Here is a 22,906-nt window from a genome sequence, read left to right on the forward strand (position 1 = left end):
ATGATCGGCGAGTCGATGTACCAGGAGCTGATCCTGGAACACTACAAGCACCCGCAGGGGCGGGGGCTGCGCGAGCCGTACGACGCCGAGGTTCACCACGTGAACCCGACGTGCGGCGACGAGATCACGCTGCGGGTCAGGGTGGGCGACGCCGGTAAGATCGAAGACGTCTCCTACGACGGCCAGGGCTGCTCGATCAGCCAGGCGGCCGCCTCCGTGCTGCACGAGCTGACCACCGGCTCGACGGTCGAGGAGTCGCTGTCGGTGGTCGACGAGTTCACCCGGCTCATGCAGGGCCGGGGGCAGGTCGAGGCCGACGAGGAGGTGCTCGGGGACGCGGTGGCGTTCGCGGGCGTGGCCAAGTTCCCGGCGCGCGTCAAGTGCGCGCTGCTGTCGTGGATGGCCTACAAGGACGCTGTTGTGAGGAGTGCCCGATGAGCAAGCCTGTGGAGACTCCGACCGGTTTCGACGGTGACACCACCGTCGAGGAGGTCATGGAGGCGCTCAAGGACGTCGTCGACCCCGAGCTCGGCATCAACGTCGTGGACCTGGGGCTGATCTACGGGCTCAACCTCGACCCGTCCGAGACCGGTCAGCCGGTGGCCACCATCGACATGACGCTGACCAGCGCGGCCTGCCCGCTGACCGACGTCATCGAGGATCAGGCCCACTCGGCCCTTGAGGGCATGGTCTCCGACGTGAAGATCAACTGGGTCTGGCTGCCGCCGTGGGGCCCGGACAAAATCACCGACGAGGGGCGTGAGCAGCTCCGTATGCTAGGCTTCAACGTCTGATCTTTAGCTGTCACGGCTGACCTTCGGCGTCAGCCGTTTCAGCGTGCCAACGAGGGGTTTCGGAAGGCCCGTACCCAGCCTGGGAATATCCGATAACATCCCCGGCGTTGGCACCAGGTATACACCAGACGCCTCATCTCGCGTCATCGCGCCGCCTGCGGCCGGTGCCCCGGTGTATCCCCCCTGGGAAGTCCCGCCACGATGGCGGGCGTACTGCAACGTGTACGGCATCAGGCCGTATGTCCCGGCTCGTCCTTTCGCAGAAGTGACGCGCCACTTCGACTGAAAGGCACGAATTTCGTGACCATGCTTGACGCTGTCATGCCCGCGTTCGACGAGACCGCCCCCGAGGCGGGCCCGTCGGAGTTCGAACTGCTCGGCCTTCCCAAGCCGCTCATCAGCGGTCTGGCCAAGCAGGGCATCGACAGCCCGTTCCCCATCCAGAGTGCGACGATCCCCGACGTGCTGGCCGGCCATGACGTCCTTGGCCGCGGCCAGACCGGCTCGGGCAAGACCCTGGCCTTCGGTTTGCCGACCATGGCGCGCATCGCGGGGGTGCGGCCCGCCGCCGGGCACCCGCGCGCGATGATCCTTGTGCCCACCCGTGAGCTCGCGCTTCAGGTGCACGACGCGCTCGAACCGCTCGGACGCGGTCTCGGGTTGCGGATGAAGGTCATCGTGGGCGGCATGTCCATGGGCAAGCAGATCGAGGCGCTGCGCCGCGGCGTCGACATCGTGATCGCCACCCCGGGCCGCCTGGGCGACCTGATCCGGCAGGGCGAGTGCTCGCTGTCGCAGGTCGATGTCTCCGTCCTCGACGAGGCCGACCACATGTGCGACCTCGGCTTCTTCCCGGTCGTCACCGAGCTGCTGGCCCAGACCCCGACCGACGGGCAGCGACTGCTGTTCTCGGCCACCCTCGACGGCGACGTCGACAAGCTGGTGCGCCGCTTCCTCAAGGACCCGATCACCCACTCCGTGGCCCCGGCGACCTCTCCGGTCGACACCATGGAGCACCACGTGTTGCAGGTCACGCGTGACGACAAGTTCGACGTCACGGCCGAGATCGCCAACCGCGAGGGCCGTACGATCATCTTCGTCCGCACCCAGCACGGCGTCGACCGGCTGTGCAAGCAGCTCGCCCGGGTCGGCATCAAGTCCGGCGGCCTGCACGGCGGCAAGCGCCAGAACCAGCGCACCCGCATCCTGGCCGAGTTCCGCGAGGGCTCGATCAACGTGCTGGTCTGCACCGACGTCGCGGCCCGCGGCATCCACGTCGACAACATCAGCCTGGTGCTGCACGTCGACCCGCCGCAGGACCACAAGAGCTACCTGCACCGCGGTGGCCGTACCGCCCGCGCGGGCGAGAAGGGCACCGTCGTCACCCTGGTGCTGCCCAACGAGCGCCGCTCGACCGACGCGCTGACCAGGCGCGCCGGGATCCACCCGTTCCGGCTCAAGGCCACCCCGGGGCACCCCCGGCTGGCCGAGGTGGCCGGGGCCAGGATCCCGAGCGGCGAGGCCATCCCCGTGTGGGAGCCCGACGTGCGCAAGCCGCTGCGCCCGCGCCGTGAGGGCGGTCACGGCGGCGCCGAGCGCCGGGGCGGGCGTCGTCCGCGCCGCGAGTTCGACGGCGAGCGCCGTCCGCGCCGGCACGAGGAGGGCTCCTTCGCCGGTGGCGAGGACCGTCGTCCGCGCCGGCACGCCGAGGGCGAGCGGCCGTTCGGCGGCGGGCAGCGCTCCGCCGAGCCGCGCACGTTCGGCGGCGACCGGCCGCGCGGTGACCGGCCGCGTGGCGGCTTCCGCTCCTCCGACGACCGTCCCGCCCGTCAGGACGACCGTGGTGGGTTCCGTTCCTCCGACGACCGTCCCGCCCGTCAGGACGACCGTGGTGGGTTCCGCTCCGACGACCGGCCGTTCCGTCAGGACGACCGCGGCTACCGGTCCGAGGGGCCGCGTGGTGGCGGGTTCCGCGACGGCCAGCGCGGCGGCGGCGGCGCTTTCCGGTCCGACGACCGTGGCCGCCTCGGCGCCGACCGTGGCCGCCCGTTCTCGGGCGACCGTGACCGGCCCGCCCGCTCCGACGAGCGCGCCCCCCGCGACGGCTACCGCCCCGGCGGCTACCGTTCCGAGGAGCGCGGCAACAGCGGGTTCCGCAGCAACAACGGCGGCCGCCGCTTCGAGCGCTGACCCCGGCTGAACGACCGACTGCCCGTCGCGCCTCCCGCAGGGGAGGGGCGGCGGGCTTCGTCGTTCCCGGGGGTGTCACGAGGTCAGGACGTCCAGGGCGCGGTCCACGTCGTCGGGGGTGTTGTAGACGTGGAAACCCGCGCGGACACGGCCGGCCCGTACGGCGGCGCGGATCCCGGCCGCCGCCAGCCGCTCGCCCGGCGCCTCCACCGACACGATCGCCGAGTCCGACGGTTCCAGCCCGAGCCCGGCCCGGAAGCGGTTGGCCAGCGCGACATCGTGCTCGTGGACCCGTTGAACGCCGATCTCGTTGAGCAGTTCGAGCGCGGGCGCCGCGCCCACGTAGCAGAACCAGGCCGGTGACAGGTCGAAGGCGCGGGCGTCGGTGGCCAGCCGCAGCGGAGGCCCGTAGTAGGAGCCGCCCGGATCCTCGCCGGCGTACCAGTTGGCCGCCAGCGGGCGCATCCGGGAGCGCACCCGGGGAGACAGGTAGCCGAACGCGGCCCCGCGCGGCGCCATGAGCCACTTGTAGGCCGCGCACGCCAGCACGTCGATCCCGTCGGCCACCGACACCGGCAGCCATCCGCACGCCTGGGAGCCGTCGGCGATGACCAGCGCGTCATGGGCGCGGGCGGCGGCGACGACGTCGTGCAGCGGCGTGACGTACCCGGTGGCCGACTGCACGAGGCTGAAGGCGACGGCGTCGATCCGGCTCGTGACGGCGTCGGCCAGGCGGTCGGCCGGCACGGTCTCGACCTCGGCCGCCACCGCCCACGGGAACAGGTTGCTGGTGAACTCGATCTCCGGCACCAGCACCCGGGCCCCCGGCGGCAGCGCGGTCGCCACCGTGGACATGATCTGCGACACCGTCGAGCCGATCGTCACGTCGGCGGCGTCGGCGTCGACCAGGTGGGCGAAGGCCGTGCGGGCCCGGCCGACGGAGGCGTCCCAGGGCGCCCAGTCGCCGCTGCCGTGCCGCCACTCGGTCAGCACCGCCTGCAGCTCCTCGAAGGCCGGACGCGGCGGAAGGCCGTACGAAGGGGTGTTCAGCCAGCCGGGATCGGCGTCCCAGAGCTTGCCCACGGTCGCGATGTCCATGACCACCAGCCTAGAACGGCCCTCCGCGGACCAAGCGGCCCCCGTACGGCGGGCAGGAAGAGGCCGTCTCGCGTGGCGGACTCCGGGCGGCGTCATCGCCGTGCGCAGACTAGGCTTGTCAGGCACGCCAACCGACCGACGAGAGAGACCATGAAGACCTTCGAAGAGCTGTTCGCCGAGCTGTCAGACAAGGCGCGTACCAGGCCCGCGGGCTCGGGCACCGTGGCCGCGCTCGACGCCGGCGTGCATGCCATCGGCAAGAAGGTCGTCGAGGAGGCCGCCGAGAGCTGGATGGCCGCCGAGCACGAGTCGAACGACAGGGCGGCGGAGGAGATCTCCCAGCTCCTCTACCACGTGCAGGTGCTCATGATCGCCAAGGGCATCGGGCTCGACGAGGTGTACAAGCATCTCTAGGGCGCCCCGCGCCCGCCCCGGAGTCCCGTCGACCATGAGTGAGGAAGAAGACCCGAACATGCTGCGTCTGGCCGTACCGAACAAGGGCGCGCTCAGCGAAGCCGCCCAGCACATGCTCAAGGAGGCCGGCTACCGGTCCCGCAGGGACAGCAAGGAACTCGTCGTCGTCGACGAGGACAACGGCTGCGAGCTGTTCTTCCTGCGCCCCCGCGACATCGCCGTCTACGTCGGGGAGGGCACCCTCGACCTCGGCATCACCGGCCGCGACATGTTGATCGACTCGGGCGCGCCGGTCGAGGAGATCATGCCGCTCGGCTTCGGCGGCTCCACCTTCCGGCTGGCCGCCAAGGCGGGCACGATGTCGTCGGTCAAAGACCTCGACGGGCAGCGCATCGCCACCTCCTACGCGGGGCTGCTCGACAAGTACCTGTCCGACCAGGGCGTCGACGCCCGCGTGATCAAGCTCGACGGCGCCGTCGAGACCGCGATCCGGCTCGGCGTGGCCGACGCGGTCGCCGACGTCGTGGAGACCGGCACCACGCTGCGCAACGTCGGCCTGGAGGTGTTCGGCGACCCGATCATGCGCTCCGAGGGCGTGCTGATCAAGCGGCAGAGCGCGCCGGAGACGCCGGGCATGGGCCAGCTCGTCCGCCGCCTCCAGGGCGTCGTGCACGCCCGCGACTTCGTCATGATGGACTACGACATCCGCGCCGAGCGCATCGAGGAGGCCATCGCCCTCACGCCCGGCATGGAGGGGCCCACGGTCTCACCGCTGCACCGCGAGGGCTGGGTCGCCGTCCGGGCCATGGTCCGGCGCAAGGGCCACCAGCAGGTGATGGACCAGCTCTGGGACATCGGCGCGCGGGCCATCCTGGTCACCGACATCTACGCCTGCCGCCTCTGACAAATGTCACGGCCAACCCCGGAAGGATCACACTAACGGGGGAAAAGCCGCGCCCGTAGCGTTTGCTGACATGAACGCCATCGTGTTCGACCAGGTCAGCAAGCGCTACGGGGACGTGCTTGCCGTCGACGACCTCTCGCTCGCCATCGAGCCGGGCAAGACCGTGGCCCTGCTCGGCCCCAACGGAGCGGGCAAGTCCACCTCGATCAACATGCTGCTCGGCCTGCTGCGTCCCAGCAGCGGCACGATCACCATCCACGGCCGCACGCCCGAGCACGCGGTGCGGGCCGGCGAGCTGGGCGCGATGCTCCAGAACGGCGCCCTCATTCCCGAGCTGTCGGTCAAGGAGCTCATCGACCTGGTCCGCAGGCTCTACCCCGACCCGCTGCCGCTGGAGGAGATCCTCAAGCTGGCCGACCTGACGGACCTGGTCAAGCGGCGCGCGAACAAGCTGTCCGGCGGCCAGACGCAGCGCGTCAGGTTCGCCCTGGCCATCGCGGGCGCGCCGAAGATCCTGCTGCTCGACGAGCCGACCGCGGCCATGGACGTGGAGTCCAGGCTGCGCTTCTGGGCCAGCATGCACGACTACGCCGCCGGCGGCAGGACCGTGCTGTTCGCCACCCACTACCTGGAGGAGGCCGACGAGCACTCCGACCGGGTGATCGTCATCGCCCGCGGCCGGCTGGCCGCCGACGGCACCGCCGCCGAGATCAAGGCGGGCGTGGGCGGGCAGGTCGTCCGCTTCACCCTGGGCGACCAGCCCGCGGCCGGGCTCGACCGGCTGCCCGGCGTCACCGCCGTCGAGGTCGCCGCCGGCACCGCCACGCTGCACACCTCCGACCCCGACGCGACCGTGGCCGCCCTGTACCGGGGCACCGAGCTCGACATCCGCGGCATCCAGCTCACCGGCGCCGACCTCGAAGACGCCTTCCTCGCGCTCACCAGGGAGTCCTGATGCTGTTCTACGCCAAGACCGAGGCCATGCGCATGCTGCGCAACCGGCGCTACATCATCTTCGTCGTGGTCTTCCCGGTAGTGCTGTACCTGATCAACGCCAACATCTACGGCAAGCAGACCGACGGCGCCGGCGTGCGCTACAGCGTCGTGCTGATGGTCTCCATGGCCGCGTACGGGGCGCTGGCCTCGTCGATGATGAGCTCGGCGGTGCCGTGGGCGACCGAGCGCCAGTCCGGCTGGCTGCGCCAGCTCCAGATCACCCCGCTGCCGAACTGGATGATCATCGCCACCAAGCTCGGCACCGCCATGCTGCTCGTGCTGCCCTCGCTGCTGCTGGTGGCCGTCGTCGGGGTCGTCCAGCAGGGTGTGTCGATGCCGGTCGGCCAGTGGGTGCCGCTGATGCTGGCCATGTGGCTGGGGACCATCCCGTTCATCGCGCTGGGCCTGGCGATCGGGTCGCTGCTGACGGCCGACGCCGCGCAGCCGGCCTCGATGATCTGCATGTTCGTCCTGGCGATCGCGGGCGGCCTGTGGTTCCCGCCGGAGGTGTTCGGCGACACCATGCGGACCGTGGCCGACGTCATGCCGTCCTACCACTACGCCAGCCTCGGCTGGAGCATCGTCGCCGGCAAGGGCGTGGAGATGACGGACGTGCTGGTCGTGGCCGGATGGGCGGTCGTCCTGGGCGGGGCTGCCGCCTACCTCTACCGCCGGGCTACCGTTCGGGCATGAGTTTCGCCGACAAGCTGCACTTCGGGGACGGGCGGGCCTCGCCCAGGCGGCGGCTGCTCGGCATGTCCGTCGGCATGGTCTACCTCGTCTTCCCGATCGCGGAGATCGTCGCGGGCGGCGTCACGGGCGCCCGCGCGATCTGGGGAGCCCTCGCGCTGGTCGCCTTCGTCGGCTGCTTCGCCGGCACGGTGGTCAGCGCGAAGAGCTTCCACGAGCGCTCGCGCGCCACCTTCCCCCTGCTCGCGGTGACCGCGATGATCGCGGTGGTCAGCGCGTTCGCCTTCGGCGGCGCCTGGCTGACCCTGCCGGTCTACACGGTCGTGCTCTACGGGTTCATCCTGCCGCCCGCCTGGGCGCTGGCCGGGGTGGGCCTGAACCTGGCGGTGGTCGTCGCGGCCGGGCTGCTGACCGGCGACGAGTTCGCCGGCGTCGTCGTCCTCGGGCTTCAGGTCGTCACGCTGGGGGTGTTGTTCATCAGCATCCGCAACAGCCGGTTGCTGACGATGAGGCTGCACGAGGCGCAGGGCGAGGTGGCCAGGCTGGCGGCCACCGAGGAACGCCTGCGCATCGCCCGCGACCTGCACGACCTGCTCGGCCACAGCCTGTCGCTGATCGTGCTCAAGAGCGAGCTGGCCGGGCGGCTGGCCGAGGAGTCGCCGCAGGTGCGGCAGGAGATCGCCGACATCGAGTCCGTCGCCAGGCAGGCGCTGGTGGAGGTGCGCGAGGCGGTCACCGGCTACCGGCAGCGCAGCCTGTCGGAGGAGCTCGACGGTGCGCGGTCGGTGCTGCGGGCGGCGGGCGTGCGGGCCGAGGTGCGGGTGTCCGGCACGCCGCTGCCCGACCTGCTCGACGGGCTGTTCGGCTGGGGGGTGCGCGAGGGCGTCACCAACGTCGTGCGGCACGCGCGGGCCGCCCGTTGCGAGATCCAGGTGACGTACGACGGCGAAAGCGCCACCCTGGAGATCATGGACGACGGACGCGGCGGCGAGCCACAGGGTAACGGCAGCGGGCTCAGCGGCCTGCGCGAACGGGTGACGGGCGCGGGCGGCACCATGGAGGCCGGCAGCGCGCCCAAGGGCGGGTTCCGGCTGCGGGTGCTCGTCCCGGCCAAGGTGGGGACGGCCGCGTGATCCGGGTGATGCTGGCCGAGGACCAGGGCATGATCCGCGGCGCGCTGGCCTCGCTGCTCGGCCTGGAACCCGACATCGAGGTCGTCGGCGAGGCCGCCGACGGGAACGAGGCCGTCGCCGTCGCGCTCGCCGTCACTCCCGACATCGCGCTGCTGGACATCGAGATGCCCGGCAAGGACGGGCTCACCGCCGCCGCCGAGATCGCCGGCCGGGTGCCGGGCTGCCGGGTGATGATCCTGACCACGTTCGGGCGGCCCGGCTACCTGCGTACCGCGATGGAGGCCGGGGCGGTGGCGTTCCTGGTCAAGGACAGCCCGGCCAAGGATCTGGCGGCGGCCATCCGCCGGGTGCAGGCGGGGGAGCGGGTCATCGACCCGGGGCTGGCCGCGGCTGCGCTGAGCGCGGGGCCGAACCCGCTGTCGGCGCGCGAACGCGACGTGCTGGCCGCCGCCGCCGACGGCTCCACGATCGGGGACATCGCCCTGCGCCTGCACCTGTCGGAGGGCACCGTGCGCAACTACCTGTCCTCGGCCATCCAGAAGACGCACGCGCGCAACCGCATCGAGGCCGTGCGGCGGGCCAGGGCGCAGGGCTGGGTATAGCCGGGGCTCACGTCCGCATCGCGGCGATCTGCCGGATCAGGTCCGCCACCCGGACGATGCCCAGGCAGCGGTTGAGCTCGTCGGTCACCACCAGGTCGTCGTAGACGCGGGCCGCGTCCCGGCCGGCCGCCTGCATGGCGGCGATGGCCGGGGTCGTCCTCGGGACCGTGCGGGGCGGGTCGGCCAGGCGCTGGGCGGGCTTGGAGCCGTGCAGGGCGTGCCCGTAACGGGCGGCGAACGACAGCAGGAAGCGGGAGCGGTCGAGGCTGCCCTTGGGGCGCTGGTACTCGTCCACCAGGATCACGCTGGTGATCGTGGGCTCGTGCCCGAACGCCGCCACGGCCTCATCCGCCCTGGCTCCGGCCGGCAGCGTCACCGCCGGGAGCAGCAGTTCCTGCACGCGCGGCCCGAGCATCAGCGTGTCCGGCGACTCGTCGGCCACGGGCAGCGGCACCCGGATCTTGCCGTCCGGGCCGGGGGCCAGCAGCGGGCCGTGGGCCAGGCGCACGCCCATGCCGCGGGCCACCGCCACCTGCCCCTCGCGTTCGACTCCCGGGGCCAGCACGTGCGCGCCGATCCCGCGGGCCAGCGTCACCACCGCGCGCGCCACCGCCGCCGCCCGGTGGTCGCCGGGCAACCTGGTCACCAGCTCTTCGTCCAGCGCCAGCAGGTACGGCGCGGAGTCGGTGACGACGTCCAGCGCCGGGCCGCCCGCGCCGACGTCGGCGAAGCCCAGCAGGTAGCCGATCGTCCGCAGCCCGTCGAGGCCGACCTTCAGCAGCCGCCGGTCCGGCTCCTGGCACGCTCCAGTGAGCATCAGGATCGCCTCCCGCGGGTGCCTGCCCGCCCGCCGGAGGGCCTCGTGGAGGGGGGCCAGCGCCCCGGCGCCCGCGAGCACCACGTGCAGGGGCAGTTCCAGCACCATGGGCAGCGGGGCCGCCCGGAGAACGCCCGTCGGGTCGACGACCGCGGGCTGGGCGATGACGGCCCCGGTGTCAAGATCCACCATGGGGCTGGTGAGCAGGGAGGACACGTTCAGATGATCCGGCCGGCACGGGTACGGCAGAAGTCCCCCGAAACGAAATTCACCGACATTTCCGCTATAGTTCCCCCCTTCTCGTGACGGGAATGTCGTTCGGTTACCCTTCCCGCATGAGCACGCGTCCGGCGAGAGGCGGCGGCCGGTGGGTCACGGTGCCGCCCGAGCGTGTGCACCCCTGGATCGACGGGTTCGCCGGCCGCCACGGGCCCTTCGAGGCCGCCGGCGACGACCGCGTGGTCCGCCTGACCGCCGCCGACGGCGCGCTGGCCGAGCTGCACGTGCCGTTCCCGCCCATGACCCCCGGCCCGCCGCACGTGACCAGGCTGGCCGCGCACGCGCAGGCCGCGCGGCGGGTGGGCGTCCTGCTGGTCCGGCTCGGCGGTTACGCGGCAGGGGTGTTCCACGGCACCGAGCTGGTGGACTCCAAGGTCGGCTCCCGGCTGGTGCAGGGGCGGACGGCGGCCGGCGGGTGGTCGCAGCAGCGCTTCGCCAGGAGGCGGCAGAAGCAGGCGGCCCAGGCGTTCGACAGCGCGGCCGAGACGGCCGTGCGGGTGCTCGTGCCGCGGCTGGGGGAGCTGGAGGCGGTGGTGCTGGGCGGCGACCGGCGGGCGGTCGACGCGCTGCGCGGCGACCGGCGGCTGGCGCCGGTGTTCGCGCTGGAGAGCGAGCCGTTCCTGGCGGTGCCCGACCCGAGGCTCGCGGTCCTGCGCGAGACGCCCGCCCAGTTCCGGGCCGTGCGGATCCGCGTGGTCGACCCGTCCTGAGTCGGGGGCGCGGTCGGAGGGCCGGAGGCACGGTCGGGGGGAAAGGGCAGGGGGAGCGGCCAGGGAGAACGGTCAGGGGGTCGGGAGGAAGGCGTCGGCGTGGTCGGCGAGGAAGTCGGCCAGGGTCCGGGGCGGCCGGCCGGTGACCTCCTCGACGGTCGTGGTGATCTCCGCCCAGCCGGTCCGGCTCAACGTGGCCTGCGTGGTGGCCAGCTCGGTGGCGAACGGCTCCGGGATCCCTTGCCCGGCCAGGCGCGCGGCCATCTCGGGCACCGGCAGGTCCACGTAGGAGACGGGACGCCCGAGCACGGCGGTCATCGTCGCGGCGATCTCCTCGTGGGTGGGCGACTCGGGCCCGGTCAGCAGGTAGGACCCCGACGCGCCCACCGGCCGGGTCAGCAGCGCGGCGGCCACCGCGGCGATGTCCCCGGCGTCGATGTAGTTCATCCCGCCGGCGCCCCACGAGCCGTGGAAGCGGTCGCCGCGCACCTCGCCGATGAGGTTCTGCATGAACCCGGTCGGCTGGAGGATCGCGTGCGGCACGCCCGAGGCCCGCAGGTGCTCGTCGACCTCGCCGTGGGGTCCGGCGCTGAGCGCGGCCCCGGGGGCGGCGTCGCGTACGGAGACCTCGACGATCTGCGCCACGCCCGCCTCGGCGGCCAGGTCGATGACCTCGTTGAGCCGCTCGGCGAACCCGGGGAACGGCGAGCTGTTGAGGAACAGCCGGTCGCCCGGGGACAGCAGCCCGCCGATCGTCTCCGGGCGGGTGAAGTCGCCGACGGCGTGCCGTACGCCCAGGTCGGCGGGCGTACGCGACACCGCGAGCACGTCCTGGCCGGCGAGCTGGGCGACCAGGGCCCGGCCGATGGAACCGGTCGCACCGGTGATCACGATCATGATGGCCTCCTAAGTGGAATCTCTTCGTCCGCTTGTCCGGACGGTACACTAAGCGGAAACAGTTCGTCCACTTAGGAGGTCGGCCCGTGCGCGCGGACGCCAGAAGGAACCTGGTCAAGATCCTCGACGCGGCCGCCCGGGTGATGGCCGAGCGCGGCGTCAACGCGCCCATGGAGCTCATAGCGCGCCACGCGGGCGTCGGCGTGGGCACCCTCTACCGCCGCTTCCCCGACCGCGAGGCGCTCATCGCCGCGCTCGGCGAGCATTACGTCCAGTCGCTGGCGCAGGCCCTGGAGGACGCCACGGACGGCGAGCGGGACGCCTGGAGCGCGCTGCGCGGCTTCGTGCTGTGGGCCGCCGCCCCCGGACGCGTCGCCCTGGCCGCCGCCCTGGCCCACCTGCCGCAGGAGGCGATCGCGGGCACGGCGGAGTTCGCCGAGAGCAAGGAGCGCTGGCTCGGCCTGCTCCAGGGGCTCGTACGCCGGGCCCAGGCCGAGGGCGGCATGCGTCCCGACGTGACCTGGGAGGACGTCGTCAGCCTGCTCAACGTCTTCACCTGCCACCCGGACGGGCTGCCCGCCCCGGTGGCCGCCCGTCCGGAGAGGTACCTGCACATCGTGCTCGACGGCATGGCCGCCGGCGCCGCGACCCCGCTGCCCGGCTGAGAACGCCCGCCACAGGCGTACCGGAGAGCACCTGGAGCCCCTATAAGCAGAGGTAGTGCCTGGCACGGGGGCCCTACACTGATCTGTATGCATACTCCCGATTGACCGGCGGTCGCACGCCCAATCCTCGTTTCCTAGCTCGGGAGTGTCCGCCAATATGATCATCGCCAATGACATCGAGCTGCGCGCGGGCGCGCGCCTGCTCATCGAGAACGCCTCCTTCCGGGTCAACCCCGGCGACAAGATAGGTCTGGTCGGCCGCAACGGCGCGGGCAAGACCACGCTGACCAAGGTGCTCGCGGGCGAGGCGCTGCCCGCCGCGGGCGCGGTCACCTCCTCCGGCAGCATCGGCTACCTGCCCCAGGACCCCCGCCAGGGCGACCTTCAGGTGCTGGCCCGCGACCGCATCCTGTCCGCGCGCGGCCTCGACGAGGTCCTGCGCAAGCTGCGCGAGGCCGAGGTCGGCATGTCCTCCGCCGACGAGCGCACCCGCGAGAAGGCCGTCAAGCGGTACGGCCGGCTCGAGGACCAGATGCACGTGCTCGGGGGCTACGCGGCCGAGTCCGAGGCCGCCTCCATCGCCTCCAGCCTCGGTCTGCCCGACCGGGTCCTCGGCCAGACGTTGCAAACGCTTTCCGGCGGTCAGCGGCGCCGCGTGGAATTGGCGCGAATTCTTTTCAGCGGAGCGGAAACTCTCCTTCTCGACGAGCCGACAAACCACCTAGATGCGGACTCAATCGGGTGGCTTCGTGATTTTTTGCGGTCTCATCAAGGTGGCTTGGTGATCATCAGTCACGACGTCGGCCTTCTTGAAGCCACGGTCAACAAGGTCCTCCACCTCGACGCCAACCGTTCGGTGATCGACCACTACAACGTCGGCTGGAAGTCCTATCTGGCCCAGCGCGAGACCGACGAGAAGCGCAGGAAGCGCGAGCGGGCCAACGCCGAGAAGCAGGCGGGCGCGCTGCTCGCCCAGGCCGACAAGATGCGCGCCAAGGCCACCAAGGCCAAGGCGGCCCAGGACATGATGCGCCGCGCCCACCGCCTGCTGGCCGGCACCGAGGAGGAGCGTCAGAGCGACAAGGTCGCCCGTCTGCGCTTCCCCGAGCCCCAGCCGTGCGGCCGCACGCCGCTCATGGCCGAGGGCCTGTCGAAGTCCTACGGCTCCCTGGAGGTGTTCACCGACGTCGACGTGGCCATCGACCGAGGTCACAGGGTCGTCATCCTCGGCCTCAACGGCGCCGGCAAGACCACGCTGCTGCGCATACTCGGCGGCATCGAGTCTCCCGACACCGGCGGCCTGCGGCCCGGCCACGGCCTGAAGGTCGGCTACTACGCCCAGGAGCACGAGACCCTCGACCCCGACCGGACGCTGCTGGAGAACATGCGCTCGGCGGGCGGCGAGTTCACCGACACCGAGTTGCGCAAGGTCCTCGGCTCGTTCCTGTTCTCCGGCGACGACGTCGACAAGCCCGCCGGTGTCCTGTCCGGCGGCGAGAAGACCCGGCTCGCGCTGGCCATCCTGGTGCTGTCGAGCGCCAATGTCCTGCTGCTCGACGAGCCCACGAACAACCTCGATCCGGTCAGCCGAGAGCAGGTTCTCAACGCTCTGAGGTCGTATTCAGGAGCAATCGTCCTCGTCACCCATGACGAGGGTGCCGTTGACGCCTTGTCACCGGATAGGGTGATCTTGCTACCTGACGGAACTGAAGACGCGTGGAGCGCCGAATTTTCCGATCTTGTGGCACTTGCCTGATCTTAATTTGAGTGGGTACGGATCTTTTCCCGTGGAGTAGGTAGCCGATCCCGCTGAAATGACTGATCATGGCGGAGTAACGCTGCGGAAGTCCGGCACTACAGGAGGTACTCGTGGCCGAGACACTGAAGAAGGGCACCCGGGTCACCGGGGCCGACCGGGAAAAACTGGCCGGCGATCTCAAGAAGCGCTACGCACAGGGCGAGAGCATTCGCGCCCTGGCCGCTTCGACCGGTCGGTCCTACGGGTTCATCCACCGCATCCTTAGCGAGTCCGGCGTGACTCTGCGCGGGCGCGGCGGGGCGACTCGAGGCAAGTCCAAGCGCTGACGGCCGCCTCGGAACGTGCGACCGCAGCCGCCCGTCCCTAGTCAGCCGCTGTCGCGCCCGAGCCAGAATCATATTCTGTAAGCTCGGGCGCGACGGTCAGCCTTGGTCTCGCACCCCGTGCGCGACCGGACAGAGGGAGCAGCGATGGCGGAAGCACAGGCGCGACAGCGCGGGGGGAACGCGGAGGACGTCTCTGCCGAAAGGCCGGCGGAGATCGGGCTTCGTCATGAGGTGGACGGTGAGATAGCGACGATCACGCTGGACCGGCCGGAAAAGCGCAACGCACAGACGTTCGCGACATGGTCGGCGCTGGCTCGCATCGGCGAGAGCCTGCCCGAGCAGGTGCGCATCGTCGTCGTGAAAGGTGAGGGACCGTCCTTCTCAGCAGGAATCGACCTGCGGATGTTCACACCGGAGGGAGTGCCCGGACAGGGCTCGTTCAGTTCGGCCGCCGCAACCGACGGCGAGACCTTCGAGCAGCGCATACGTCAGGCACAGGACGGTTTTCTGTGGCTGCGCCGCCCGGAGATCGTCTCCATCGCCGCCGTGCAGGGGCACGCGATCGGCGCGGGGTTCCAGCTCGCGCTCGCCTGTGACCTGCGGATCGTGGCCGACGACGTCACCTTCTGCATGAAAGAGCCCGCACTGGGCCTGGTCCCGGATCTGACGGGGACCAAACCGCTGGTGGAACTGGTCGGACTGGCCAAGGCGATCGACATCTGCCTGACCGCCAGGAACGTGTACGCCGAGGAGGCCATGCGCATCGGCCTCGCGGAGCAGGTGGTCGCCGGGGGCGACCTGGACAGGACCGTACAGAACAAGATCGCGGAGCTGCTGTCGACGAACCGGGACGCGGCGGTGGCGACGAAGCGCCTCCTCCAGGGGGCGCGGGCGCGCACCCTGGAGGAGCAGAGCGCGGCCGAGGGCAGGGAACAGGCCAAGCGCGTCAAAGCCCTGTTCGGCCCGCGTTAGGGCCCCCGGTCGGGGGGCTCTGGTTCGCCGTGAGGGTTCGCTGTGATGGTTCGCCGTGAGCGGATTGCGGAATCGCCGGGTGTCCTCGTGACGCTGAACCCGGGGGAGGAGGAGGGATCCCCCGTATGGCGATGATGGGAGGGGGCTTCGGCCCTCAGGTCTGGACGTCGCTGCGCCGTGACGGCTCGGTGACCAAGCAGCGCATCGCGCCGGGCACGGTCCGGCGCATCGGCCGGCACGCGCGCCCGCACACCAGGAAGATCGTGGCGTTCCTGCTGCTCGTGGTGGCGGGGGCGGTGATCGTGGTCGCCAACCCGCTGCTGATGAAGGCGATCATCGACGACGGCATCCTGACCCGGCGCACCGACGTGGTGATCGGCCTGGCCGTGGCCATCGCCGCGCTCGCGGTCCTCGACGCCGGGCTGACGCTGGCGCAGCGCTGGTTCTCCGCGCGCATCGGCGAGGGGCTCATCTACGACCTGCGCACCGAGGTGTTCGACCATGTGCAGCGCATGCCGGTGGCCTTCTTCATGCGGGCGCAGACCGGCGCGCTGGTCAGCCGGCTCAACAGCGACGTGATCGGCGCCCAGCGGGCGCTGACCAGCACGCTGTCGTCCGTGGTGTCCAACGTGGTCAGCCTGGTGCTGGTGCTGGGCGCGATGCTGGCGCTGTCGTGGCAGGTGACGCTGGTCGCGCTGGTGCTGCTGCCGATCTTCGTCGTGCCCGCCAAGTACGTCGGCCGGCGCATGTCCGCGCTCACCCGCGAGCAGATGCAACTCGACGCCGAGATGAGCTCGGTCACCACCGAGCGCTTCAACGTGGCCGGCGCCATGGTCGCCAAGCTCTACGGCCGGCCCGAGGACGACGCGGCCACCTTCGCCGGCCGCGCGGCCCGCGTCCGCGACGTCGGCGTGACCGTCGGCATGTACGGCACGGTGTTCCGGGTGGCGCTCGGCCTGGTCGCCGCCCTGGCCACGGCGCTGGTCTACGGCATCGGCGGGGTGCTCGCCGTCGGCGGGGCCTTCGAGCTGGGCACGCTGGTGGCCCTGACCGCCCTGCTGATGCGCCTGTACGGCCCGCTGACGTCCCTGTCGAACGTGCACGTCGACGTGATGACGGCGCTGGTCAGCTTCGACCGCGTCTTCGAGATCCTCGACCTCAAGCCGATGGTCGCCCAGCGGCCCGGCGCGCGGCCGGTGCCCGAGGGGCCGGTCACCATCGAGTTCGACGACGTGCGCTTCCGCTACCCGTCGGCCGAGGAGGTCTCGCTCGCCTCGCTGGAGTCGGTGGCCCGGCAGGACTCCGGGGGGCCGTCGCAGGAGGTGCTCAAGGGCGTCTCCTTCACCGCGCGTCCCGGGCAGATGATCGCCCTGGTCGGCCACTCCGGCGCGGGCAAGACCACCATCACCTCCCTGGTCTCCCGCCTGTACGACGTCGTCGCGGGGGCCGTCCGGATCAACGGGCTCGACGTGCGCGAGGCCACCCTCGACTCGCTGCGCGACACCGTCGGCGTCGTCATGCAGGACGCCCACCTCTTCCACGACACGATCGGCGCCAACCTCCGCTACGCCCGTCCCGGCGCGAGCGACGAGGAGATGTGGGACGCCCTGCGGGCCGCGCAGATCGGCGACCTCGTCGAGGGGCTGCCCGACGGGCTCGACACCGTCGTCGGCGACCGCGGCTACCGGCTGTCCGGCGGCGAGAAGCAGCGGCTGGCGCTGGCCAGGCTGCTGCTGAAGGCGCCGCGCGTGGTCGTGCTCGACGAGGCGACCGCGCACCTCGACTCCGAGTCCGAGGCGGCCGTGCAGCTCGCGCTCAAGACGGCTCTGCAGGGCCGTACGTCGCTGGTCATCGCCCACCGGCTGTCCACGATCAGGGAGGCCGACGAGATCCTCGTCGTGCACGACGGGCGCGTGGCCGAGCGCGGCCGGCACGAGGAGCTGCTGGAACGCGGCGGCCACTACGCCGAGCTCTACCGCACCCAGTTCAGCTCGGGAGGTAGCCCAGCCGGGTGAGCTCCTGCCGGGCGACCTTCTCCACGAGCTCCAGGTCGGCCGGCCGCAGCCGGGCGCGCCAGGCGCCGACCTCGGGGGCGCGGGAGCCGTACAGGGCGATCTTGGACACCCGCGTCTCCAGGAAGCCGGTGAGCGCGGCGAGCGTCTCGGCGGGCTTGAGCGCCAGGTCCTCGTAGCGGACGGTGAGGAGTTGTCGCTCGGGCAGTTCCCGGCGCAGCTCGGCGCTCAGCCGCACGGCGCTGCGCCAGCGCAGCGCCGCCTTGCCCGCCGCGGGCATGCCCTTCCATCGGTCGAGGTGCTCGTCCTTGTTGACGCCGAGGAAGGCGTTGGGGAACTCGGTGCTCTGCGAGAGCATCGCGGGCTTGAACCAGGCCAGGCAGGCAGGGTCGCCGAGCATGCCGGCGACGGAGTCCCTGCCGTCCCTGATGAGCTGGACGAAACGGGCGTCGGGGAACGCCTGGAGCAGCACGGGCGCGCTGTAGAGCAGGTCGGGGCTGCCGTCGCCGAACCGCGTCACCTCCTCCGCCGCCACGCACGGGCCGCTGCCGGTCACGCCGCCCGCCTCCCGGCACGGCTCGGCGCACTGCCCGCACGAACGCGGGGAGACCTGCCAGGACTCGGCCAGCGCGTCACGCAGCACGCGGACCGCGCCCGACGTGCGGCCGATGGACGGCTTGCGGGCGAAGGCGTACACGACGTGCGCGACGTTCGCGCGGCCCGTCGTGACGTGGAAGCCCGGGGAGCGTTTCAGGGCGCGGGCCAGCAGGTCCGCGCCTGAGTGCGGGGCGCCGAGCAGGAAGACGGGCCTGCGGACCTTGATGCCGTTGACCACGAGGATGTGGGGCGGAAGTCGCATACTGGACCACAAGTGTGACACCGTTTGGCAGGTGAACGAGCCAATCAGCGTTTCGGTGCTTACGCGGGCCCCGGCGCTCCCAGGCGTCCTGGAGTTGATCGATGCAGCAAGGTGACACCGTCGCGATCGTCATGCCGTCGGGCCCGCCCTCGGCCGCCCTGCTCGGGCGGGGCGTCGAGCGGCTGGAGGGCCTCGGCCTGAAGGTGGTGGCCGGGGCGCACGCGCTCGACCGCCAGGGCCTCGACTATCTGGCCGGCGAGGACGCCGCCCGCGCCGCCGACCTCCAGGCCGCCTGGTGCGACCCGGCCGTCTCGGTGGTGTTCTGCGGCAGGGGCGGCTACGGCGCGGCCAGGCTGCTCGACCTGCTCGACTGGGACGCCATGCGCGCGGCCGGGCCGAAGGTGCTCGTCGGGTCGAGCGACATCACGGCCCTGCACAACGCCTTCGCGATCGAGCTGGGCGTGCCCACGTTGCACGGGCCGATGACGGCCTGCGACACGATCGCCGCCGAGCAGGGCCCCGAGCCGCGCTCGTGGGACAGCCTGTGGGCGGCGCTGGCCGGGGAGCGCGCGACCGTGCTCGGTGACCGGGTGCTGGTGCCCGGACGGGCCGAGGGCGTGCTCACCGGCGGCAACCTGTCGCTGCTCGCCTCGATGTGCGGCACCCGGTACCAGCCCTCGTTCGACGGCAGGCTGGTGCTGCTGGAGGACATCGGGGAGGAGCCGTACCGGATCGACCGGATGCTGACGCAACTGCTCCAGGCGGGGGCCTTCGACGGGGTGCGGGGGATCGCGCTGGGGTCGTGGGTGGACTGCGGCGATCCGTACCCGGTGCTGCTGGACCGGCTGGCGGGGCTCGGGGTGCCCGTGGTGGCCGGGCTTCCGGTGGGACACGGGTCACCACAGATGAGCGTGTGGCTGGGGGAGCTTGGGGTTATCGATACCGAATCGTGCTCCCTGGCTGGTCCGTTCCGCGACGGGGAGCAGGCAAGGTAGGAAGACACCTAAAGGGACGAATCCGACAGAGGGGACGGTGTGTGAGCTTCTTCAGGCGTGACCGGGAGCCCTCCCGCCGGCCGATCGAGGACGTCGACCTCGACTCCCTGCTCGGCCTCGTCGCGGAGTCCCTGGGGTTCGTGTGCGAGTTCGCCCGCGACGGCGCGTCGCTGACCCTGCGCGGCGACGGCGTCGCCGAGCTGGTCGTGAAGCTGACCGGGCTGCGCCGCGAGGCCGGGCGCCGGGCCAGGGAGGACTGGCCGGTGCTCGTCTCCGAGCACCTCGCGCACGCCCTCGCCACCGCCCACGAGCGTTACGACGCCTGCGACCTTGACCAGGTCGCGTCCCTGCTGCGCACCCGGGTGGAGGCGGTCGACGAGGTCGCCGACCTGACCCGGGTGGTGGGGCGGCACCTCAACGCCGACCTGGTGGAGCTGCTGACCGTCGGCTCCCGCCTGGTGCGGCCCGAGGAGGCCGGCTGCTGGCCCGTCCCGACCGCGCAGGCGCTCGACCTGGCCGTCGCGAACGTCCGGCGGGACGAGCGGCTGGAGGTCGAGAACATCGAGCTGGGCGGCACGCCGGTGACCCGGCTGACCGGCGTGAGGCCGTCGGCCGCCACGCATCTGCGCTGGCTCGGCGACCACCTCCCGGTGCCCGCAGACGGGGTGCTGGTGGTGCTGCCCGACCCGTACACGGTGCTGGTGCACCCGGTGGACGGCATCGGGGTGGTGCGGGCCATCGAGCGGCTGCGGGTGCACGCCGCGCGTACGGGCGGGCTGAGCTCGCAGGTCTACTGGTGGCATCAGGGCCGCTTGACGCTGATCAGGGCCGACATCGTGTTGCAGCAGGGACAGACGAGGCTCGTGGTGGCCCCGCCGCCGGAGTTCGCCCGCATCATCGCCCGCCTGGCCGTCTGAGGGCCCCTCCAGCGGCTTCAGCGGCGGCGCAGGACCGCGCAGCGGGTGCGGACCGTTTCCGCCTGGGCGTCGCCGAGCGTCTCGAAGCACTCCACGGCCCGCCGCCAGGCGTCCAGGGCGCCCGCGCGGTCGCCCGCGGCGGCGTGCGTCTCGCCGAGCCGGACCAGCGTCTGCGCGGCGGGGTGCAGGTCGTCGCAGGACAGCAGGAGCTCGACCGCCCGCTCGTAGCAGGCCACCGCGCCCGAGTGGTCGCCCTTGGCGTCCAGCACGTACGCGACGCTGTCCCACGCGTGGCCCTCGCCCTGGGCGTAGCCGAGGTCGGCCAGGATGCGCTGCGCCTGGCTGCAGTCGGCGTACGCCTGGTCGTACTGGCCGAGCTGGGCGCGCCACCAGCCCGCGTTGTTCAGCGCGCGGGCCTGGCCGATGGCGTCGCCGCCCTCCTCGAACAACTCCCGGGCCCGCAGCGCGTGGCGCAGTTCCTCGCCGGGCCGTACCCGGCTGACCGCGACGGCCAGGCCGAGGTGCAGGTGCGCCTCCAGGACCGGCTCGCCGAGGTCCCGGTGCAGCTCGATGGCCTGGTCGAAGTGCTCGACCGCCCGCCGGTCGTGGCCGAGCTTGGCGTGCGCGCGGGCCAGGCCGCTGTGACACCGGGCCTGCGCCAGCCGGTCGCCGAGCCGTCCGGCGCACTCCAGCGCCACCGCCTGGACGTGCAGGATCTCCTCCCACGGGCCACGGCGCTGCAGGAACTCGCCGAACCCCCAGGCGAGCTGCCAGGCGTGCCGGTCCAGCCCGGCCCGCGCGGCCTCGGTCACCAGCGCGGGCAGTGACACCGACTCGGCGGCGTACCAGCGCAGGGCCTCCTCCTGGGCGGTGAAGCGCTCGACGGTGACGCCGCGGGCGGGCCGCGCCGGCCTGACGCGCTCGCGGTAGGGGTAGCAGACGGCACTGGCCGCGCAGGCCGAGTGCAGGTAGTGGTCCAGCAGGCGGCGGATGGCGGCTTCGCGGGTGGCGGGCCGGTCTTCGGCGCGGGCCTGCTCGGCGGCGTAGGCCCGCAGCAGGTCGTGCAGGCGCGGGCGGCCGCCGGCCGACAGCTCGACGAGGTTGGCGCGGTCGAGCAGGCCGACCAGCCCGCGGGTGCGCTCCACGGGCAGTCCGGCCAGGCTGGCGACGGCGGCCGGCGGGAGGTGCGGGCCCGCCTGGCCGAGCCGGCGGAACAGGCGCGCCGCCTCCTCCGGGAGCTCGCGGTAGGACCGGCCGAACACGGCCCGCAGGTCGATCGCCGGATCGGTGTCGGCGAACGGCTCCAGACCGGTTCCCGCGCGTTCCAGGTCGGCGGCGATCTCGGCCGGCGGCAGGTCGGACCGGCGTACCATCCGGGCGGCCACGATGGCCAGGGCCAGCGGCAGCCGGCCGCACCTGTCGATGATCAGCTCCGCGGCCTCGGGCGCGGCGGCCAGGCGCGCCTCGCCCACCCGGGCGGCCAGCAGGTGGCGGGACTCGTCGGCGGACAGGGTGTCCAGATGCAGCAGGGACGCGCCCATGGTGACCGACAGCGCGGGCAGCTCCGTCCGGCTGGTGATCAACGTCAGGCAGCCGGGCGCGGTGGCCAGGAGCGGGGTGACCTGGTCGGCGGCGCGGGCGTCGTCCAGCAGGACGAGCACCCGGCGGGTGGCCAGCAGGCTGCGGTAGAGCCCGGTCTGCGCCTCGACGCCCAGCGGGATCTGGCTCTCGGCGACGCCGAGCGCCCCGAGGAAACGCGGCAGGACGGCCGCCGCGCCGGTGGCGGGGTCCGTGGCGGGGTCCATGGCGGGGTCCATGGCGGGGCCGGGGTGGAGGGGGCCCAGGTGGGCGTGCAGCTGGCCGTCGGGGAAGCGGTCGCGGTGCTGGTGCGCCCATTGCAGCGCCAGCGAGGACTTGCCCACGCCGGGCGGCCCCGAGATCACGCACACGGCGTCGGCGTCGGCCAGCCGTTCCAGCTCGGCCTTGCGGCCCACGAAGCAACCGAGCCGGGCGGGCAGCTCCGCGGGGACCGGCCGCCCGGCCGCCTCACCGGCCCGGGCCGGCCCCTCGCCCGCCTGCGGCGGTGCCGTCCCGGCGTCCGGGGGTGTCTCGTCGTCGTGGAGGAGCCGGTGGTGGAGGCGGCGCAACGCGGCTCCCGGCTCGACGCCCAGCTCCTCGGCGAGCGTACGGCGGACGACGGCGAAGCGGGCCAGCGCCTCGGCCGTACGTCCCGACACGCGCAGCGCCTCGATCAGCGCGACGGCCACCAGCTCGTCCAGCGGGTACTCCTCGGCCAGCGGCAACAGCGCCGCGGCGGCGGCCCCCGGATCGGCGGCGGTCACCGTACGCGCCCACTGCAGCACGACCTCCCTGCGCTCCTCCCGCAGCCGCTGCCGCGCCCGCTCGGCCCACTCGCCGGGCAGCCCCGTCAGCGGGTCGCCGCGCCACAGCGCCAGCGCCTCCTCCAGCGGCGGACGTGGATCGGCCGCCGTCGCCGCCCGCTCGGCCAGGCCGCGGAAGCGCGGCAGGTCCACGTCGGACTCCGCGACGTCGAGCAGGTAGCCGCCGACCCGGCGCAGCACGCGGCCGTCGTCGCCGAGCACGTCACGGCGCAGGTGGGTGATGATCGTGTACAGCGTGTTCCGCGCCCTGGACGGGACGCTCTCCCCCCAGATCCGGGCCAGCAGCGTCTCGACGGGAACGACCCGGCCCACCTCCCAGGCCAGCGCGGCGAGCGCGAGCGCGGCCTGCGGGGGCCGTACCGGTCCGGTCTGATCCGCGCGCTCCAGCTCCACCGGTCCGAGCAACCGAATCATCATGATCTTCGAGCCTAATCAAGGAATTCCGATTCCTCCCGGTTTTCATGTCTTCGAGATG

22 protein-coding genes are annotated in these 22,906 nt (G+C 72.3%); 17 read left to right on the forward strand and 5 right to left on the reverse strand.

The window, feature by feature from the left end:
- The 3 genes from sufU (at position 1) to ACIHAD_RS41655 (ending at position 2,984) form a co-directional block, all read left to right on the forward strand.
- Positions 1-438 carry a Fe-S cluster assembly sulfur transfer protein SufU gene (gene sufU, locus ACIHAD_RS41645; RefSeq protein ID WP_357705769.1) on the forward strand — a complete coding sequence of 146 codons (438 nt, stop codon included), beginning with the start codon at positions 1-3 and terminating at the stop codon, positions 436-438.
- Positions 435-794, forward strand: a complete 360-nt coding sequence (locus ACIHAD_RS41650; RefSeq protein WP_397360330.1) for a metal-sulfur cluster assembly factor — start codon at positions 435-437, stop codon at positions 792-794. The genes sufU and ACIHAD_RS41650 overlap by 4 nt, the downstream gene beginning before the upstream one ends.
- Positions 795-1,100: 306 nt before the next feature.
- Positions 1,101-2,984 (forward strand): DEAD/DEAH box helicase, encoded by a 1,884-nt coding sequence (locus ACIHAD_RS41655; protein WP_397360331.1) that lies wholly within the window; start codon positions 1,101-1,103, stop codon positions 2,982-2,984.
- A 75-nt stretch (positions 2,985-3,059) separates the two neighbouring features.
- On the opposite strand, the gene ACIHAD_RS41660 is transcribed toward ACIHAD_RS41655, so the two are convergent.
- Entirely contained in the window at positions 3,060-4,082 is a 1,023-nt protein-coding gene (locus ACIHAD_RS41660) for an aminotransferase class V-fold PLP-dependent enzyme (protein ID WP_397360332.1), read from the reverse strand.
- 150 nt (positions 4,083-4,232) lie between these two features.
- Between ACIHAD_RS41660 and ACIHAD_RS41665 the strand changes: the two genes are divergently transcribed.
- From ACIHAD_RS41665 to ACIHAD_RS41690, 6 genes are all read left to right on the forward strand, one after another.
- Positions 4,233-4,496: a phosphoribosyl-ATP diphosphatase gene (locus ACIHAD_RS41665; protein WP_189652386.1), complete on the forward strand. Its 264-nt coding sequence runs from the start codon at positions 4,233-4,235 to the stop codon at positions 4,494-4,496.
- A 58-nt stretch (positions 4,497-4,554) separates the two neighbouring features.
- Positions 4,555-5,400, forward strand: coding sequence for an ATP phosphoribosyltransferase (hisG, locus tag ACIHAD_RS41670; protein WP_397360367.1), 846 nt, complete (start codon positions 4,555-4,557; stop codon positions 5,398-5,400).
- Positions 5,401-5,470: 70 nt separating this feature from the next.
- Positions 5,471-6,355 carry an ABC transporter ATP-binding protein gene (locus ACIHAD_RS41675; RefSeq protein WP_397360333.1) on the forward strand — a complete coding sequence of 295 codons (885 nt, stop codon included), beginning with the start codon at positions 5,471-5,473 and terminating at the stop codon, positions 6,353-6,355.
- Positions 6,355-7,089 (forward strand): ABC transporter permease, encoded by a 735-nt coding sequence (locus tag ACIHAD_RS41680; RefSeq protein WP_397360334.1) that lies wholly within the window; start codon positions 6,355-6,357, stop codon positions 7,087-7,089. The genes ACIHAD_RS41675 and ACIHAD_RS41680 overlap by 1 nt, the downstream gene beginning before the upstream one ends.
- Complete coding sequence (locus ACIHAD_RS41685; protein ID WP_397360335.1) at positions 7,086-8,219, forward strand: sensor histidine kinase; 1,134 nt, start codon at positions 7,086-7,088, stop codon at positions 8,217-8,219. The genes ACIHAD_RS41680 and ACIHAD_RS41685 overlap by 4 nt, the downstream gene beginning before the upstream one ends.
- Positions 8,216-8,821 carry a response regulator transcription factor gene (locus ACIHAD_RS41690; protein ID WP_397360336.1) on the forward strand — a complete coding sequence of 202 codons (606 nt, stop codon included), beginning with the start codon at positions 8,216-8,218 and terminating at the stop codon, positions 8,819-8,821. The genes ACIHAD_RS41685 and ACIHAD_RS41690 overlap by 4 nt, the downstream gene beginning before the upstream one ends.
- Positions 8,822-8,828: 7 nt before the next feature.
- Here the strand turns inward: ACIHAD_RS41690 and ACIHAD_RS41695 are convergent, their stop codons facing one another.
- The gene (locus ACIHAD_RS41695) at positions 8,829-9,854 is read right to left on the reverse strand and encodes an EAL domain-containing protein (RefSeq protein ID WP_397360337.1); all 1,026 of its coding nucleotides are present in this window, start codon (positions 9,852-9,854) and stop codon (positions 8,829-8,831) included.
- A gap of 119 nt (positions 9,855-9,973) precedes the next feature.
- Here ACIHAD_RS41695 and ACIHAD_RS41700 point away from each other — a divergent pair, with 119 nt between their 5' ends.
- Positions 9,974-10,627: an acVLRF1 family peptidyl-tRNA hydrolase gene (locus tag ACIHAD_RS41700; RefSeq protein ID WP_397360338.1), complete on the forward strand. Its 654-nt coding sequence runs from the start codon at positions 9,974-9,976 to the stop codon at positions 10,625-10,627.
- Between the two features lie 72 nt (positions 10,628-10,699).
- Here the strand turns inward: ACIHAD_RS41700 and ACIHAD_RS41705 are convergent, their stop codons facing one another.
- On the reverse strand, positions 10,700-11,524 hold the full coding sequence (locus ACIHAD_RS41705) for an NAD(P)H-binding protein (RefSeq protein ID WP_397360339.1): 825 nt from the start codon (positions 11,522-11,524) through the stop codon (positions 10,700-10,702).
- An 86-nt stretch (positions 11,525-11,610) separates the two neighbouring features.
- Between ACIHAD_RS41705 and ACIHAD_RS41710 the strand changes: the two genes are divergently transcribed.
- From ACIHAD_RS41710 to ACIHAD_RS41730, 5 genes are all read left to right on the forward strand, one after another.
- Positions 11,611-12,189 (forward strand): TetR/AcrR family transcriptional regulator, encoded by a 579-nt coding sequence (locus ACIHAD_RS41710; RefSeq protein WP_397360340.1) that lies wholly within the window; start codon positions 11,611-11,613, stop codon positions 12,187-12,189.
- A 157-nt stretch (positions 12,190-12,346) separates the two neighbouring features.
- Positions 12,347-13,945, forward strand: coding sequence for an ABC-F family ATP-binding cassette domain-containing protein (locus ACIHAD_RS41715; protein WP_397360341.1), 1,599 nt, complete (start codon positions 12,347-12,349; stop codon positions 13,943-13,945).
- A 113-nt stretch (positions 13,946-14,058) separates the two neighbouring features.
- Positions 14,059-14,274 carry a helix-turn-helix domain-containing protein gene (locus ACIHAD_RS41720; RefSeq protein WP_125642298.1) on the forward strand — a complete coding sequence of 72 codons (216 nt, stop codon included), beginning with the start codon at positions 14,059-14,061 and terminating at the stop codon, positions 14,272-14,274.
- Positions 14,275-14,418: 144 nt separating this feature from the next.
- Entirely contained in the window at positions 14,419-15,246 is an 828-nt protein-coding gene (locus ACIHAD_RS41725; protein ID WP_397360342.1) for an enoyl-CoA hydratase/isomerase family protein, read from the forward strand.
- 125 nt (positions 15,247-15,371) lie between these two features.
- Entirely contained in the window at positions 15,372-17,261 is a 1,890-nt protein-coding gene (locus ACIHAD_RS41730; RefSeq protein ID WP_397360343.1) for an ABC transporter ATP-binding protein, read from the forward strand.
- Here the strand turns inward: ACIHAD_RS41730 and ACIHAD_RS41735 are convergent.
- Positions 17,233-18,117, reverse strand: coding sequence for a sulfotransferase family protein (locus tag ACIHAD_RS41735; protein WP_397360344.1), 885 nt, complete (start codon positions 18,115-18,117; stop codon positions 17,233-17,235). The genes ACIHAD_RS41730 and ACIHAD_RS41735 overlap by 29 nt on opposite strands.
- A 101-nt stretch (positions 18,118-18,218) precedes the next feature.
- Here ACIHAD_RS41735 and ACIHAD_RS41740 point away from each other — a divergent pair, with 101 nt between their 5' ends.
- Both ACIHAD_RS41740 and ACIHAD_RS41745 read left to right on the forward strand, forming a co-directional pair.
- Positions 18,219-19,112, forward strand: coding sequence for an LD-carboxypeptidase (locus ACIHAD_RS41740; RefSeq protein WP_397360345.1), 894 nt, complete (start codon positions 18,219-18,221; stop codon positions 19,110-19,112).
- A 41-nt stretch (positions 19,113-19,153) separates the two neighbouring features.
- On the forward strand, positions 19,154-20,029 hold the full coding sequence (locus ACIHAD_RS41745) for a hypothetical protein (RefSeq protein WP_397360346.1): 876 nt from the start codon (positions 19,154-19,156) through the stop codon (positions 20,027-20,029).
- Between the two features lie 17 nt (positions 20,030-20,046).
- On the opposite strand, the gene ACIHAD_RS41750 is transcribed toward ACIHAD_RS41745, so the two are convergent.
- Entirely contained in the window at positions 20,047-22,848 is a 2,802-nt protein-coding gene (locus tag ACIHAD_RS41750) for an AfsR/SARP family transcriptional regulator (protein ID WP_397360347.1), read from the reverse strand.
- Between the last annotated feature and the right edge of the window lie 58 nt (positions 22,849-22,906).

Source organism: Nonomuraea sp. NPDC052265, assembly GCF_044547985.1.
Classification (GTDB): Bacteria; Actinomycetota; Actinomycetes; order Streptosporangiales; family Streptosporangiaceae; genus Nonomuraea.

What these genes read in the sequence shown, in the direction of transcription:
- ACIHAD_RS41650 (WP_397360330.1), top strand. Translation starts at nt 435, where the DNA reads ATGAGCAAGCCTGTGGAGACTCCGACCGGTTTCGACGGTGACACCACC.
- hisG (WP_397360367.1), top strand. Translation starts at nt 4,555, where the DNA reads ATGCTGCGTCTGGCCGTACCGAACAAGGGCGCGCTCAGCGAAGCCGCC.
- ACIHAD_RS41725 (WP_397360342.1), top strand. Translation starts at nt 14,419, where the DNA reads ATGGCGGAAGCACAGGCGCGACAGCGCGGGGGGAACGCGGAGGACGTC.
- ACIHAD_RS41715 (WP_397360341.1), top strand. Translation starts at nt 12,347, where the DNA reads ATGATCATCGCCAATGACATCGAGCTGCGCGCGGGCGCGCGCCTGCTC.
- ACIHAD_RS41655 (WP_397360331.1), top strand. Translation starts at nt 1,101, where the DNA reads ATGCTTGACGCTGTCATGCCCGCGTTCGACGAGACCGCCCCCGAGGCG.
- sufU (WP_357705769.1), top strand. Translation starts at nt 1, where the DNA reads ATGATCGGCGAGTCGATGTACCAGGAGCTGATCCTGGAACACTACAAG.
- ACIHAD_RS41735 (WP_397360344.1), bottom strand. Translation starts at nt 18,117, where the DNA reads ATGCGACTTCCGCCCCACATCCTCGTGGTCAACGGCATCAAGGTCCGC.
- ACIHAD_RS41660 (WP_397360332.1), bottom strand. Translation starts at nt 4,082, where the DNA reads ATGGACATCGCGACCGTGGGCAAGCTCTGGGACGCCGATCCCGGCTGG.
- ACIHAD_RS41705 (WP_397360339.1), bottom strand. Translation starts at nt 11,524, where the DNA reads ATGATCGTGATCACCGGTGCGACCGGTTCCATCGGCCGGGCCCTGGTC.
- ACIHAD_RS41730 (WP_397360343.1), top strand. Translation starts at nt 15,372, where the DNA reads ATGGCGATGATGGGAGGGGGCTTCGGCCCTCAGGTCTGGACGTCGCTG.
- ACIHAD_RS41750 (WP_397360347.1), bottom strand. Translation starts at nt 22,848, where the DNA reads ATGATGATTCGGTTGCTCGGACCGGTGGAGCTGGAGCGCGCGGATCAG.
- ACIHAD_RS41700 (WP_397360338.1), top strand. Translation starts at nt 9,974, where the DNA reads ATGAGCACGCGTCCGGCGAGAGGCGGCGGCCGGTGGGTCACGGTGCCG.
- ACIHAD_RS41740 (WP_397360345.1), top strand. Translation starts at nt 18,219, where the DNA reads ATGCAGCAAGGTGACACCGTCGCGATCGTCATGCCGTCGGGCCCGCCC.
- ACIHAD_RS41675 (WP_397360333.1), top strand. Translation starts at nt 5,471, where the DNA reads ATGAACGCCATCGTGTTCGACCAGGTCAGCAAGCGCTACGGGGACGTG.
- ACIHAD_RS41685 (WP_397360335.1), top strand. Translation starts at nt 7,086, where the DNA reads ATGAGTTTCGCCGACAAGCTGCACTTCGGGGACGGGCGGGCCTCGCCC.
- ACIHAD_RS41680 (WP_397360334.1), top strand. Translation starts at nt 6,355, where the DNA reads ATGCTGTTCTACGCCAAGACCGAGGCCATGCGCATGCTGCGCAACCGG.
- ACIHAD_RS41665 (WP_189652386.1), top strand. Translation starts at nt 4,233, where the DNA reads ATGAAGACCTTCGAAGAGCTGTTCGCCGAGCTGTCAGACAAGGCGCGT.